The organism is Mesorhizobium sp. NFR06, from assembly GCF_900115245.1.
Taxonomy (GTDB): domain Bacteria; phylum Pseudomonadota; class Alphaproteobacteria; order Rhizobiales; family Rhizobiaceae; genus Mesorhizobium.
The window spans coordinates 191,669-204,359 of record NZ_FOVT01000005.1; the positions used below are offsets into that span (position 1 = coordinate 191,669).

General features: G+C 61.4%; 11 protein-coding genes. 3 read left to right on the forward strand and 8 right to left on the reverse strand.

Annotated elements, in window-relative coordinates:
* Nucleotides 1-527: 527 nt before the first annotated feature.
* The 8 genes from F3H96_RS11760 to F3H96_RS11795 form a co-directional block, all read right to left on the reverse strand.
* Complete coding sequence (locus F3H96_RS11760) at nucleotides 528-1,370, reverse strand: BtpA/SgcQ family protein (protein WP_149801906.1); 843 nt, start codon at nucleotides 1,368-1,370, stop codon at nucleotides 528-530.
* Nucleotides 1,367-2,275, reverse strand: a complete 909-nt coding sequence (locus F3H96_RS11765) for a ribokinase (protein ID WP_149801907.1) — start codon at nucleotides 2,273-2,275, stop codon at nucleotides 1,367-1,369. Before F3H96_RS11765 ends, F3H96_RS11760 begins: the two co-directional genes overlap by 4 nt.
* A 4-nt stretch (nucleotides 2,276-2,279) precedes the next feature.
* A complete protein-coding gene (locus F3H96_RS11770) occupies nucleotides 2,280-3,050 on the reverse strand; it encodes a glutamine amidotransferase (RefSeq protein ID WP_149801908.1) in 771 nt (256 codons plus the stop codon).
* A 60-nt stretch (nucleotides 3,051-3,110) separates the two neighbouring features.
* The gene (locus tag F3H96_RS11775) at nucleotides 3,111-4,202 is read right to left on the reverse strand and encodes a phosphotriesterase (protein WP_149801909.1); all 1,092 of its coding nucleotides are present in this window, start codon (nucleotides 4,200-4,202) and stop codon (nucleotides 3,111-3,113) included.
* Nucleotides 4,203-4,206: 4 nt separating this feature from the next.
* Entirely contained in the window at nucleotides 4,207-5,211 is a 1,005-nt protein-coding gene (locus F3H96_RS11780) for an ABC transporter permease (protein WP_149801910.1), read from the reverse strand.
* A complete protein-coding gene (locus F3H96_RS11785) occupies nucleotides 5,208-6,005 on the reverse strand; it encodes an ATP-binding cassette domain-containing protein (protein ID WP_149801911.1) in 798 nt (265 codons plus the stop codon). The genes F3H96_RS11780 and F3H96_RS11785 overlap by 4 nt, the downstream gene beginning before the upstream one ends.
* A 73-nt stretch (nucleotides 6,006-6,078) precedes the next feature.
* Nucleotides 6,079-7,017 (reverse strand): substrate-binding domain-containing protein, encoded by a 939-nt coding sequence (locus tag F3H96_RS11790; RefSeq protein ID WP_149801912.1) that lies wholly within the window; start codon nucleotides 7,015-7,017, stop codon nucleotides 6,079-6,081.
* A 121-nt stretch (nucleotides 7,018-7,138) separates the two neighbouring features.
* On the reverse strand, nucleotides 7,139-7,750 hold the full coding sequence (locus tag F3H96_RS11795) for a cupin domain-containing protein (protein WP_149801913.1): 612 nt from the start codon (nucleotides 7,748-7,750) through the stop codon (nucleotides 7,139-7,141).
* A 758-nt stretch (nucleotides 7,751-8,508) separates the two neighbouring features.
* Between F3H96_RS11795 and F3H96_RS11800 the strand changes: the two genes are divergently transcribed.
* Genes F3H96_RS11800 through F3H96_RS11810 form a run of 3 tightly spaced genes read left to right on the forward strand, consistent with a single transcriptional unit; the run spans nucleotide 8,509 to nucleotide 12,672 of the window.
* Nucleotides 8,509-9,555, forward strand: a complete 1,047-nt coding sequence (locus tag F3H96_RS11800; protein WP_149801914.1) for a hypothetical protein — start codon at nucleotides 8,509-8,511, stop codon at nucleotides 9,553-9,555.
* Nucleotides 9,556-9,601: 46 nt separating this feature from the next.
* Nucleotides 9,602-10,894 carry a hypothetical protein gene (locus F3H96_RS11805; protein WP_149801915.1) on the forward strand — a complete coding sequence of 431 codons (1,293 nt, stop codon included), beginning with the start codon at nucleotides 9,602-9,604 and terminating at the stop codon, nucleotides 10,892-10,894.
* A gap of 11 nt (nucleotides 10,895-10,905) precedes the next feature.
* Complete coding sequence (locus F3H96_RS11810) at nucleotides 10,906-12,672, forward strand: hypothetical protein (protein WP_244619970.1); 1,767 nt, start codon at nucleotides 10,906-10,908, stop codon at nucleotides 12,670-12,672.
* The last annotated feature ends 19 nt before the right edge of the window (nucleotides 12,673-12,691 follow it).

Sequence of the window (12,691 nt, forward strand, 5' to 3'; positions counted from 1 at the left end):
ATTGAGGATTGTATTAAAATGATACACTTCGCCCCCGCGCCGCAAGCTCGCGCACTCATGCCGTCTCTTTCGGCCTTGGCGAAGATGGGCTCACGGCCACGGCATTCAATTCGTCGATGCAGACCGGGCCGGAGGTCTGCACCCCGACCCGCCGAGATCGACCTTCTCAAATCCTTGGGGCATTGTGCGAGACGAGGACGTCTACTGGCGCTGCGTATCCATCTGCTCGGCTGCCCTGCCTGGACGGTGACGACCGAGGCATGGATGGGCGAAACGGCCACAAAATGATCATTCCAAACCCTAGGCGTATCTTAACGAGGGTGTCGTTGCCGGCGCGATTGGTTGGTTTACGCCACGTCGAGTGGCACCACGGAGGTCATTCTGTCGGGCGTCACAATGTTACAAAACGTCGATTAAGTTATTGATTTTATTAGAGTGAGCCAGAGTTCAATCCTTTGTCCTCTGCGGGGGCTTTGCCTTACCCTCGCGCCACAACCAGTAGGCGTTCGGCATTGATTGCGGCTCGGTCATCGCCTCAGGCCGGCCATGAAAGTCTTTACTCGGGCTGGGTCGACTTGGTTCCACCACACACCGTCATGCTTCAGCGCGCTGGCGATGATGACTCCATCGACGATACCGAGGATATCGTTGGCATTGTCGGGCGTCACGCCGCTACCGACCAGCGTCGGTAGGCCGGCGGCCTCCTTGATCATGCGGATGTAACTTAGATCCGCAGCGTGCCCGGTGCGCTGACCCGTCGCGATGATGGCGTCGGCGTCGAAGAAGACCAGATCCTTCACCAGTTCCTCCACCGGGCGGTCACCAACGATGGCGTGCGCGCCGTGCTTGACATGGGCATCGGCGAAGATGCGGATACCGTTGGTGCGGAGCCTGGCGCGGTAGCGTGCAGCGCGGCCCGACTCGCCCTCGACAAAGCCCTCGTTGGCGACGTAGGCATTGGCCCACTGATTGACGCGGATGAAGCCCGCGCCGGCGGCGCTGGCGATCGCAAGCGCCGGAATCGCGGCGTTTGCGAGCACATTGATGCCGATCGGCTTGCCGAGTTCGCGGCGAATGCGGTCGGAGACGACCGCCATATAGGCTGCTGTCTCCGGTCCGATATCGTCAGGTTTGGCGAAGGGAATGTCGCCATGATTCTCAACGATTACGCCGTCGCATCCGCCATCGAGATAGGCTCTCGCATCGTCGAGCCCTCGCTGATAGATCGCTTCAATAACTTCGCCGTCGTAGCGTGGCGCGCCCGGTAGCGGCGCAAGGTGAACGACCCCGATCACCACCTTGGTGCGGCCGAAAAGCTGGACGAGCGCGTCGCCGCCTGATTGACCGATCGGGCGTGAGGGCTGGGTCATGAGAGCTCCGTTTGATCGACGAGTGCCGTCATTTCAGACGCGGAAGGGCAGGATAACAACGTGCCCGGCCGTGTCACGGAGATTGCTGCGGCCTCGAGCGCGAACTTCAGCGATGAGGTAACCGACATTCCCATGGAAATCCCACCGACCAGACAGCCGCAGAACACATCACCGGCACCGCTGGTGTCGAGCGCCTCGACGCGCGGGGCAGGTAAACGAACCGATCCTGCCTGGCCCGGGCCAAGAGTGAGACAACCTTCGCCGCCAAGCGTGATCACGACTGTCCCGGCGCCTTTGGCCGCGAGCTCACCGGCCGCCGCCGCCATATCCTCCCGGCCGGTCAGAGCTTTCGCCTCGGATTTATTCACCACCAAAATATCTGCCAGGCGGAAGTCAGGCAGAGCCGCCTCATCGAAAGGGCTGGCGTTCAGAATGGTTCGCGCGCCACTTTGCTGTGCTGCGCGGAGGCAGGCATTTGTCGCGGAGCCTCGCAGGTTTCCTTGGCAGACAAGGATATCGCCCGGCGTAATGCGGCGCGCAAGCGCGGTTTGCGAAATCGGATCAAACGCTTCACTGCAGGCAACGCCGCTGACGATGAAGTTCTCGCCGCTAGCATCAATGACAATGGTCGAGCGGTCGCTCGCCAGGTCGAATTCGTTCACCTGCACGTCTGACATCTCCATGTAGAGCTGGCTCCTGATCCATGCGCCTGCCGGATCCTTGCCGACCGCCGTCCATAGCGTCACCGCCGCGCCTGTGCGCGCTGCCGCGACCGCCTGATTTGCACCCTTGCCGCCGAGGCCATCGGCATAGGCGGTGGCGTTCAACGTCTCGCCGACACCAGGGAAGCGGCTAAGGCGAAACGTCGTGTCGACACAGGCGTTGCCCACGACGTGGACGTGCATTTGCTCAGTTCCTGCCGGTTGCCCATCCAAGCATCTGTTCAAACAAGGTCTTGTAGCCTTCCCACGCGATGAACTCCGGCGGCAGCCAATGCGGCCCGACATCGGAGGTCCAGGCCACGGTGCGGCCCTTGCCATAGTGGCCGGTGACGAGCAGCGGCAGTGTTCCATACTCCGACGACACAGTTGCCAGAACTTCCGCCCCATCTTTTAGCGTCACCTCGTTGAAGCCGAGCAGCATAGGCCAGTCCGCACCGAGACCGTTCAGGATAGGATGGCTCGACGGACCTTTCAGCACCGGCGCAAAGCCCTCCGGAACCTCGACGCGGTCGTCGACGGCGAGGCAGTTCACCGGCAGCACGTCCTCGACCGGCGTCTTGCGGTAGCGCGCGCCGCCGTTGATGCCCTGGAAGCTGTAGTAGCCGCCAAACATCAAAAGCCCGCCGCCGGCGCTCACATAGTCGCGCAGCAGACGCAAGCGGTTCGGCGTTCGCTTCGAGTGAACCCAGGTGTCGGGATGCAGAAGCAGCGTGTTGGCACCGATGTCGGAGAGCACCACCGCGTCATATGCCGCCAAGGCCTCTATCGTTTGCGGAAAGGTGCGCTGCGCTTCATGCGCCGGCATGAAGGTGACGTCGAAGTCGGTCGCCTTCAGCGCAGTCAGCAATTCGTCCGCGCCGGTATGGTAAGTGACCGTCGGAAACTGGTCGAAGCCTTTGATATGGGTCGCCGTCGAGACCCAGGATTCACCGGCAAGCAGGATCTTCTTCTTGGACATTTTAACTCCGCAGTAGGTCTTGGCTGCCGTAAGGCTGGGGCCGCCGTAAGTCAGGGCCATTCAATTCTGCCGCGCGAACACGGCCTTGGGATTGGCGATCAGCATGCGGTCGATCGCTGACTGGTCGACGCCATGCCGTTTCAGACGCGGTATGAAGTGCTTCAGGATATAGCCATAGCCGAAGCCGCCGAAGCGGGTCAGCATGATCTTGAGGAATACATCTTGGGAGAGCAGCAGGCGGTCGCCGAAGCCCGCTTCGACAAGCGCCGCGATCGCTCGCGCATTCTCTTCATCGGAGGGCGATTGCGCGTCCTGATCGGCATAATAGTAGTCCATGCCGATCATGTCGTATTCGAGGAACGCGCCGCGCCGGGCGAGGCTTGTCTGGTAGTCCAGATCGTCGTGGCTGGGATTCATGTGGCAGAGCACGGTGTGGCGAAGATCGGCGCCCTCGGCCTCCACGACATCGAGCACGTCGTGCGCCAGGCGTTCCCAGCCCGGCAGATGGATCGACAGCGGCACGTCCGTGATGCGCGACGCTCGGGCGGAAGCTCTCAGCGACTTTCGTTCCTCGGCGGTGAAGTCCTTACTGACGCCGACCTCGCCGATCAGGCCGGCCATGATCGGCGGCTGCGTGTTGCCGCCGCCGACATCGTTGACGATGAACTCGGTCACCGCGTCGACGTCCATCGCCTTCAGCCATTCGGGATGGGTATGCTCGAGATAGAAGCCGGTGCCCATGACGATCTTCAGGCCGGACATGCGACTGATGCGGGCAAGTTTTTCCGGCTCGCGGCCTATACCGATATTGGTCGCGTCGACGACGGTGTGGCCCCCCAGCGCGCGATAGCGTTGGAGCTCCGATAACGCCAGGTCGCTGTCGTCGAGCGAAACGTTGTCGCGGTTCACATAAGGGTTCATGCGCAGTTCGCCGATAATCTCGATGTTCACCGGCTGCTCGGCGAGCGCCATGTCGCCCGGATGACAGGGACATTTCCAGGTGCGCGCGCCGTCGAGCAAAATGTGCTCGTGCATCAGGGTAATCCCCATCTCGTCGACAGGAATGGGGCCGAGCACGGTCATCACATGGCCGGTCTCAACCCCGATCTCCAGCCGTTGCTTCGGCGGCGCGTCCTCGAAGAGGTTACTCATGGGCTCAACGGCTCCGCACGGCGCCGCGGAACAGGCGGAAATTCAGCCAGATGGCGATCAGGATGATCGTTCCGGTTACGATCGGCGTCAGGAAAGGCGACAGATGCGCCAGGATGAGGCCGTTGCCGATGACGGCCACGGTAAGCGCGCCGAGCACCGTGCCGATGATAGTTCCGCGGCCACCGAAGAGACTGGTGCCGCCAAGCACGACGGCTGCGATCACCTCTAGCTCGAAGCCTTGCCCGGCATTCGAGGACCCGGATCCCAGACGGGCAGCAATGATGATACCCGCAACCGCCGCCGCGGTGGCGGAAATGACATAAACGAAAAGAGTCATCTGCCGCGTGTTAACGCCGGCGCGTCTCACCGCTTCGGCGTTGGCGCCGATGCCGGTCACATAGCGGCCGAACGGTGTCTCGTTGAAGGCCAGATAGGCGATCGCGAGGATCGCCAGCGCGATCAGCGCTGGCACCGGCACACCGAGGAACCAGGCGCGGCCAATGACCGTGAAAGAGCTTCCCGGGTCGACGGGGATGGAATAGCCGCCGGTGATGAGCAGCGCCACGCCCCGGATCACCGAAAGCCCAGCAAGAGTGACGATGAAGGCCGGGATGCCCTCATAAGCCACGAAATAACCCTGAACCGCGCCAAGCAGGGCTCCCAATGCAAGCATGCCGAGGATGACCGTCGGCCACGGAAAGCCAAACTGCAGAAGTGTCGCCGACAACGTTGCCACCAGGGCCAGCACCGAGCCAACTGAAAGATCGATGCCGCCCGTGGTGATGACGAAAGTCATCGCCGCGGCAACGATCAGAAGCGGCGCCGATTGTCGCAGGATGTTCAATAGATTGGGCGACGTCAGAAAGGCGTGCGTCGCCACCGAGAAGACGATGCAAACGACAAGAAAGAACAGTGCAATCGACACGACACTGCCGTTGGCGAGCATCGCTTCTCGCCACGTGCCTTCGCGCACCTTTCGCGACTGAGCAGAGTGAGTCGCTTCGCTCATGTCGCCACTCCATCGCGATATCGACTGGCAGCCGAACGAGCATTGAACTTGCGGCCAACGATCAGGTTGACCACGTCCTCGATATTGGTTTCGCCGATCAGCCGCTCGGCGACGTTGCGTCCTTCATACATGACCTGGATGCGGTCGCAGACAAGGAACAGATCCTGGAGACGGTGGGTGATCAGAATGACGCTGACACCGCGGGCGCTCACGGTGCGGATCAGGTCCAGCACGGCCTCGACCTCGGCGACGGCAAGCGCTGCCGTCGGCTCATCCATAATCAGCACCGACGGCTCGAAAGAGGCGGCGCGCCCGATCGCGATCGACTGTCGCTGCCCGCCGGATAGATTTTCGACCTTCAGCCGCGTGTCGGCGATAACAATGCCGAGGCGGTCGAGCATCTGGCGCGTTTGCTCGTGCATGCGCTTCTTATCGAGAAAGGAGATCCCGGCAATATGCCGGCGCGGCTCGCGGCCGAGAAAGAGATTGCCGGCGACATCGATGGTGTCGCAGAGCGAAAGGTCCTGATAAACCATCTCGACGCGTGCTGCACGCGAGTCCGCCGGCGAACTGAAGCTCACCGGCATTCCGTCGATCTCGATCGTGCCGGCGTCGGGGATCACCGCTCCCGACAGCACCTTGCTCAATGTAGATTTTCCCGCGCCATTGTCGCCGACGAGGCCCAGGACCTCGCCTGGCCTCAGCGTCAGGGACACGTCGTCGAGCGTCTGGATGGCGTTGTAGCGTTTTGAGATGCCGCTCATTCGCACTCGATAGATCTCGCCACTGCTCATCTTGAATCCACGGAATTAGCAAAGAGACCGCGGCGTTGCGTTGAGCGGCGCCGCGGTCGGTCGTCGGTGCAGTTTACTTGAACATCGCGCGGTATTGGTCGACGTTCTTCTTGGTTACGATCGTCACCGGAATGTTGATGATCGGATCGACCTTTTCGCCCTTCTTGAGCTTGGTCAGTGCTTCGACCGACGCCTTGCCTTCGCCGGCCGGATCCTGCTGGACGACCGCCACCACCCAACCATCGTCGATGCCTTGAACCGCTTGCTTGGTCAGGTCCCAACCGAATACCTTGACGTTGCCGGTGCGGCCTTGGCTGGTCACGGCGGAAACAGCACCGAGCAACGCCGGCTCGCCGGTCGCATAGAGCGTCGTCATGTCCGGGTTGGCGGTCATCAAATTCTCCGAAGCGCTTAACGCAGTTTCCTGAACGTTCTGACCGTCGACCGTATCGAGGAATGTGATCGCCTCGCCGCTGTCGGTGACGGCCTTCTTGAAACCGTCGAGCCGCTGGTTCTGGATAAAAGAATTGAGGGCGCCGATGATGCCGATCTTGGCTTTGCCGCCCATCTCGGTCTTCACATAATCGGCGTAGAATTTGCCGATATCCTCGCCGGCCTTGGTGTTGTCGACACCGATGAAGGAAACATTGTCGCCGTTAGGGATCTGCGCATCGATGGCGACGACCGGAATGCCGGCCGCCTTGGCGGCGGTGATCGCAGGCTTGACGCCATTCACGTCGATGGCGACCAGAATGATGCCGTCGACTTTCTGTGTGATGTAGGTCTCGATCGCGTCATTTTGCGCGCTCGGGACGTTGTTGGCATTAAAGATGATCAGCTTGGCGCCGGCAGCATCGGCCGCCTTCTGGGCGCCTTCGTTGATCTGGTTGAAGAACAGGGCCTGCTGGTTGATGTTGACGAGAGCGAACGTGTCAGCGAGAGCCGATCCCAGGGCTGTCGAGCCGATGGCAATGAAGGCGGCGCAACCGACGAGAAGTTTGAACAGACGCATTTGCGATTCCCCTTGCTTGCGGGCCAAACCTCATTTGGCTGGTCCCATTGGTGCACAGGCACGACGCAACAATTCAAGAGGCTTGAATATTTGTCAATGAGTTTGAATGGCAGCTCGCCGATCAGAACGTCGCCGGCGTGTTGACCCAGAAAATGCTCGCGCGCTCCTTGCCCATGTTGCGGTAATGATGCGGCAGCTCCGACCTGAACACGAACGCATCGCCGGTGGCGAGATCATAGCTCTTCCCATCGACGATCAACTCGATGCGGCCAGCCAGCACATACCCGACTTCCTCGCCGACATGCTGGATGGGACCTTCACTCTCGCCGTCTGGCTCGATGTGATGGATGTTGCACTGCAGTAGGTGACCGGCCGAATATGGAATAACTCGCTCAAGCGAGATGCCATCACCACGCCTCAACGCGTCGAGCGTAATCAATGGTCGTGCGCCTGCCCGGAACACGATCGCCTCGTCGTCGTCGACCTCCTCGAACATCCAGCCGATGTTGGTGTCCAGAACCTCGACCAGACGGTGAAGCATAGGCAGCGATGGTGAAGCCTTTCCGTTCTCGATCTTGGACAGTAGGCTTTCAGAGCAGTTCGCAGCAGTGGCCAGCGACTTTAGCGTCATGCCACGCGTCTGCCGGGCGAGGCGCAACCGGGTTCCAAGCCGCACGGCATTTGCGGTTCCACCCGTAACCGACTCCGGTCGCCGCCGATCGATTTTGTTCATCCGTTCGCCAACCGTTCAACAGTCAAGGGACGACTGTCGCGCGAGCAAAAGACAGAGACGGCCAATTTGCAAGCGATGATCTATAATTTCGACGCTACAGCCATGGCCCGACAGTTTGACAACGCGGATAACACAACCTCAGCGTCACCACTCGCTAGATACCTAAATACTAGCACAGCGTCAAAGGACCGCTCTGGGCCGTGGCTCGCCATTGGCCTCGATGGAAGGAAGGGCAGAGAGGGTCGAAACACGACCCTCCCGGCGTCATCGGTAAGTTGCATTGCCGATAACCGCGCCTGGCGGTGTCACCGAAATTTAGCATCACCGGTCCGTCGGCTCACACCCATGACGGTCGTCTTCTCGTTCGGTGCTTGATCGCACCATCATTCGGGCGCCGGCCGAACGGATCATTGTTCGGTCGCTCTACAATTCAGAAGGTAGTGTCATCCGAGCTGGTGAGGCGGTGATGGAGCTTCTGCCGACAACGAGCGAATTGTCGTCGAGGCAGCCAGCGGATCGACAGAAGCAAAATCGCCAGTCTAACGGATATGACCGTATTCAAAGATTTAGCTAAAATTGATGACACTAAATCGGCTCACAGATTTTTGCCGTTGAACAGTCGTTAATATCGACGACCAAGTTTGAACTACCCGCTCCTGCTGACTTGTGAACAACCATCGCTGAGAGGACTATCCCAAGGGCGTTTATCGCTTTGGTCCTTTCGCTGAGGGGCCGATCGTTCAAGAGGAGATCCCGAGATGGAAGGGTATGACGAATCGATGTTCGACGACCTCGCTTTTGATGAAGCGGAAGGCCCCGCCGACAGCTACGACGAATTCGACGAAATGGACGAAGGCGATGGCTTCGAAGCCGCCAACGAGGTCGATGAGTTCGACGAAGGCGATGAATTTGAGGCTTCAGGCTTCGACGAGATGGACGCCGGCGATGAGTTCGACGCCGGCGACGAGTTCGACGAAGGCGACGACTTTGACGAAGGCGATGAGTCTGATGACGACGCCTGGGACGAGGCCATGAGCTATGCGCTTGCAGCAGAGGACAGCGATGAGTTCTTCCGCCGTATTGCCCGTGGAGTTCGCGGCGTAGTTCGCACAGTCCGGCGTGCCGCTCCAACCATAGGCCGCATTGCGCGCGCTGTCGCACCTGTTGCCAGCCTGATCCCCGGCTACGGCACTGCCATCGGCGGTGTCGCTAATGTTATTGGTCAGCTGATGGCGGATGAGGCTTCCGAAGATGAGGCGCTCGACGCGTTCGCCGAGCTGGCGGTCCGCAATCGTGCCGCCATTCCCTTGGTGGCCGGACTGGCCGTGAGACGCGTTCTCGGCCCAGCGGCCGCGCGCATGCCGGCGGCTCAGCGCATTCAGGCCGTTCGCACAGTGCGACGTGCCGCGAACCAGCTCGTCAATCGTGGCGGTCCTACCGCGATCCGCGCCTTGCCGCGTATTGCAAGCAGCGTTCGCCGAACGGCGATCACCCGCCGCACTCCAGCCTCTGTCAGACCGCTGGTGCTGGTGCGCACCGCACGGCGTGTTGCGGCGCGTGGCCAAGGTTTGCGTCGCCAGTTGACGCGTCCCTTGCAGACTGGGCGCCGGATCGTGCGCCGGACGGCCGCAGCGGTTCGCGCCGGCGTGGCCCCAGCGCGCAATCTGACCCGTATCGCAGGGCGTGCTCCTGGCGTCGGTCGGACCCTCGGCGGTTGGCTGGGTGGACCGGGTGGATATGGCCAGCGGCGGGGACGCCGGATCGTTATCCGTGGTCCGGTCAGCATCAGCATCCGGCCGAACTGACTGCAAGCGGATCTCCCTAGCTGGCGCAAGAAGAAGGATCGCTGCGATGCGCACGGGTTCTTCGACCAGGCGGTTCCTGGACACCAAGTTGCGGGCTCTGAAGGCCCGCGCACGGCGCCTCAACCGTCTGACGCCGCGACGCATCGGACTTCGTCCCGAAGACCTGCCCTATGCGCCGTCGAGGGCCCATTTCCATGCAGCCAACAAACGTCTGGCCTCTATCAGCAACGCCATCAACCGGCGGATCGTCGAGATCGAGCGAGGCTGGCCACCAGCCACTGCTGAGGCGGCGCTGACTCAGATGGCGCTGCTTGATCGGAGCGTCGACCGATTGCGCAGGACCTTCGGCATGTTCTTTGAAGTCATGTCGCAGCGCGGCTCGGCATTCGCGCCCGCACTTGCTGCTCATGATGAGATCGCGCTCGATTGCTATTCGATCGTCCGCACGGCCCTGCCAGGCGTGTTCGCAGGCCCACTTCTGAAACCGTTGACCTATCTGGAACACGGCTATTCGCCGGCCACCCAGAGGCGCGGCGTTGCCCTTGCGCGGCTGCTCGGCGACAGCAATCCGTTCCCGGTGATCCGAGTGCCATGGGACCGCGACAATCCATGGCAGTCGGTCTTCCTGCACGAAGTCGCCCACAATCTGCAGGCGGATATGGGCCTTTGGCAGGAGAACGCGCAAGCAGTCAGCAACCGGTTGGTCAGCATGCGCTTCGATCCGCTCGTGGTGACCGTCCTGCGACGCTGGCATAAGGAGATATTCGCCGACCTCGCCGCATTGCTGCTCGGCGGAACGGCGTCGGTCTGGGGAATGATGGAGTTTCTAGCCCATCCCGGCGCCCGCGCACTGACATACCGCCCGGGCGGGGCGCATCCGACCGGTTGGATCCGGGTCCTGATCCTGACTGAGATGTTGCGCCGCATGGGGTTTGCCGACGAGGCGAGGCGCGCCGAACGCGTGTGGCGCAGCCTCTACAACCCGGCTCGCGGCCACCGGCTGCCGCCGGTGCTGTTGGCATCGGTGCCGCGCGTCGTCCCGGCTGTGGTCGACGAGATCGCTTACCAGCCGCGGCGCGGCTTGGGCCAGCACGCGCTGGCCGACGCGATCCCGTTTACTCGCGCCGACGAGGCGCGCATCCGCCAGGGCGGCATGCTGATCGCGGCAGGGCGAATTCCGGACCTGCCGCCGCGCTTTTTCGTGTCGGCCAGCCGTTTTGCACTGGAGGCCGGCGCGGAGCCGGACGCCATTGCCGCGCTTGTCTTTAGAAACCTGGCCCAGCGTCAGGCAAATCGACGGCCCACTGCGCAACCGTCCCCAGCCGCACTCGTTGCATGAGGAACTGAATCATGGTCGACGCAATCCCAACCGCCGCCAGCCCGGTCTCAAAATTCCGCTCACCGGCAACAGTCGCCGTAGACAATCTGCTCCGAAAGACGCTGCGCGTCAGCGATCCGCGCGATCCCGACCAGATCGCCAACGCTCTTTTGAACTTCTATCCCGAGGAGGCGGACAGGGATCGCCGCGAACAAGCCGGCCTGCCTTATTCGAGCGTGCCCGACTATGTGCCGGTGGCGAAGAACAACGGTCCCTCCTCGGTCGAGTTGGCCCAAGCGCAGGACGATCTCGAACGCGATCTGCAGACACTTTCGACTTCATCGCCGCTAAAGGACATTCGTATCGAGATGATCGGCTGGGGACGCTCCATCAGGCAGATTGCCAATGACGGGCTGGCCGCCGCCCGACTGGCACTCGATTCGGTCAACCACGACCGTGCCATGTCGGCGCGCCGTCAACTCGGTGAATATTCGCGTCTCGCACGCTATGTCGGCACCCTCACCGACGGGAGCGCTATCCTGTTCAGACGTTTCGCGCAGAGCTGCGACGTGCTGGCCGCTCTTATTCTCGTCGCTATCGGGGAAGGACTAGCGTCGAGCGGCATAACCCGGAGCACTGCAATCGTGCGGTCGGCAGCCGGTGAGCTGCAGGCGCGGCGGAACGCCGTCATTATGGCACTCCGCAGCCTGACCGGTTCCGTCGAGAGCTCCCTCGGCCAGGAGGATTGGCCTCGTGGTATCGAGGCCTACCGCAGTCTGGTGCGGCAACTGGAGGCCGGTGGGCAAGCGGACCTGCGCGCCCTCTTGGAAGAAAGCGCACTCTCAAAGGCGATGGATGATCTGGTCGACCTCTCGACCGGTGCAAGCGTCGAGGGTTTGCGCGAATTGTCCACCGCATCCTCGCTCCTCGTTCACCGCTTCCAGCGCCTCATCCAGTTCGGCCAAAGTATTCAGGTTCCGATCGACGAGCCAATCACGTTGGGCTCCCCCGAATCGCCTCCGCTGGTGGCATTTGTGTCCAGTCTGCAGCTTTTCGTCGATGCCTTCGTATCGCAAGGCAGCTCACGGCTCCTTTATGTCGCGCGCCCGCCGATCATTGTCTACGGCCTCTATGGCGCTGGCGGCCCCGACCTCGGCGCTCAGCGACTGATAGGCCTCACCATGGCACGTAGCTTTCTGCTCGAACAGGTCGACTGCTTCGCCGGTTGCGGTTGCGAGGACGACAACGTCAAGTGTCAGATACTTCTCGATTATATTCTGTTCCTGGTTGATAGGGCGATCGATCTCTATTCGGTTGGAACCGACCCGGACGGTCGCGGTGAACAGGAGAGGCGGGCTACAGCCGTAGGCCTGGCCATCAATGAAGTTCTGGTTTTGACCGACCCGGGTAAGGCTCCTCCGGAGCTCCTGTGCGAATTCAGCAAAAAGCTGAGAGACATGCTCGATGGTATCGCTGAGGGATTGCTCGAACCGTTCGGCGGCCGGAAGCCTGCGGCTTGGAGCGTCGGTCTCAAGTCTTTAATGGTTCGCGAGCTGCGCATCGCCTACCAGGCCGAAGACCAGACCGAGCGCCTCGTGCGTTCGCTCACGCAGCAATGCGACTTCGACGTCTTCAATTTCAAAAAGAATCGATCGCTCATCCGCTGGATGATCCGTGAGGTCCTGCACAACACGTTTAATGTTCGCGCCACCATGCCGAATCCAGTCCAGATGCCATCGCCGGTCGCAAGCTCGATGGCGAGCATGGGACAGAACCGTCCCGATTATTGGTCGGCCTGAGCCTGGGCGTAAGAGGAGC

What these genes read in the sequence shown, in the direction of transcription:
- F3H96_RS11795 (WP_149801913.1), bottom strand. Translation starts at nt 7,750, where the DNA reads ATGAACAAAATCGATCGGCGGCGACCGGAGTCGGTTACGGGTGGAACC.
- F3H96_RS11765 (WP_149801907.1), bottom strand. Translation starts at nt 2,275, where the DNA reads ATGCACGTCCACGTCGTGGGCAACGCCTGTGTCGACACGACGTTTCGC.
- F3H96_RS11780 (WP_149801910.1), bottom strand. Translation starts at nt 5,211, where the DNA reads ATGAGCGAAGCGACTCACTCTGCTCAGTCGCGAAAGGTGCGCGAAGGC.
- F3H96_RS11770 (WP_149801908.1), bottom strand. Translation starts at nt 3,050, where the DNA reads ATGTCCAAGAAGAAGATCCTGCTTGCCGGTGAATCCTGGGTCTCGACG.
- F3H96_RS11785 (WP_149801911.1), bottom strand. Translation starts at nt 6,005, where the DNA reads ATGAGCAGTGGCGAGATCTATCGAGTGCGAATGAGCGGCATCTCAAAA.
- F3H96_RS11805 (WP_149801915.1), top strand. Translation starts at nt 9,602, where the DNA reads ATGCGCACGGGTTCTTCGACCAGGCGGTTCCTGGACACCAAGTTGCGG.
- F3H96_RS11760 (WP_149801906.1), bottom strand. Translation starts at nt 1,370, where the DNA reads ATGACCCAGCCCTCACGCCCGATCGGTCAATCAGGCGGCGACGCGCTC.
- F3H96_RS11790 (WP_149801912.1), bottom strand. Translation starts at nt 7,017, where the DNA reads ATGCGTCTGTTCAAACTTCTCGTCGGTTGCGCCGCCTTCATTGCCATC.
- F3H96_RS11775 (WP_149801909.1), bottom strand. Translation starts at nt 4,202, where the DNA reads ATGAGTAACCTCTTCGAGGACGCGCCGCCGAAGCAACGGCTGGAGATC.
- F3H96_RS11800 (WP_149801914.1), top strand. Translation starts at nt 8,509, where the DNA reads ATGGAAGGGTATGACGAATCGATGTTCGACGACCTCGCTTTTGATGAA.
- F3H96_RS11810 (WP_244619970.1), top strand. Translation starts at nt 10,906, where the DNA reads ATGGTCGACGCAATCCCAACCGCCGCCAGCCCGGTCTCAAAATTCCGC.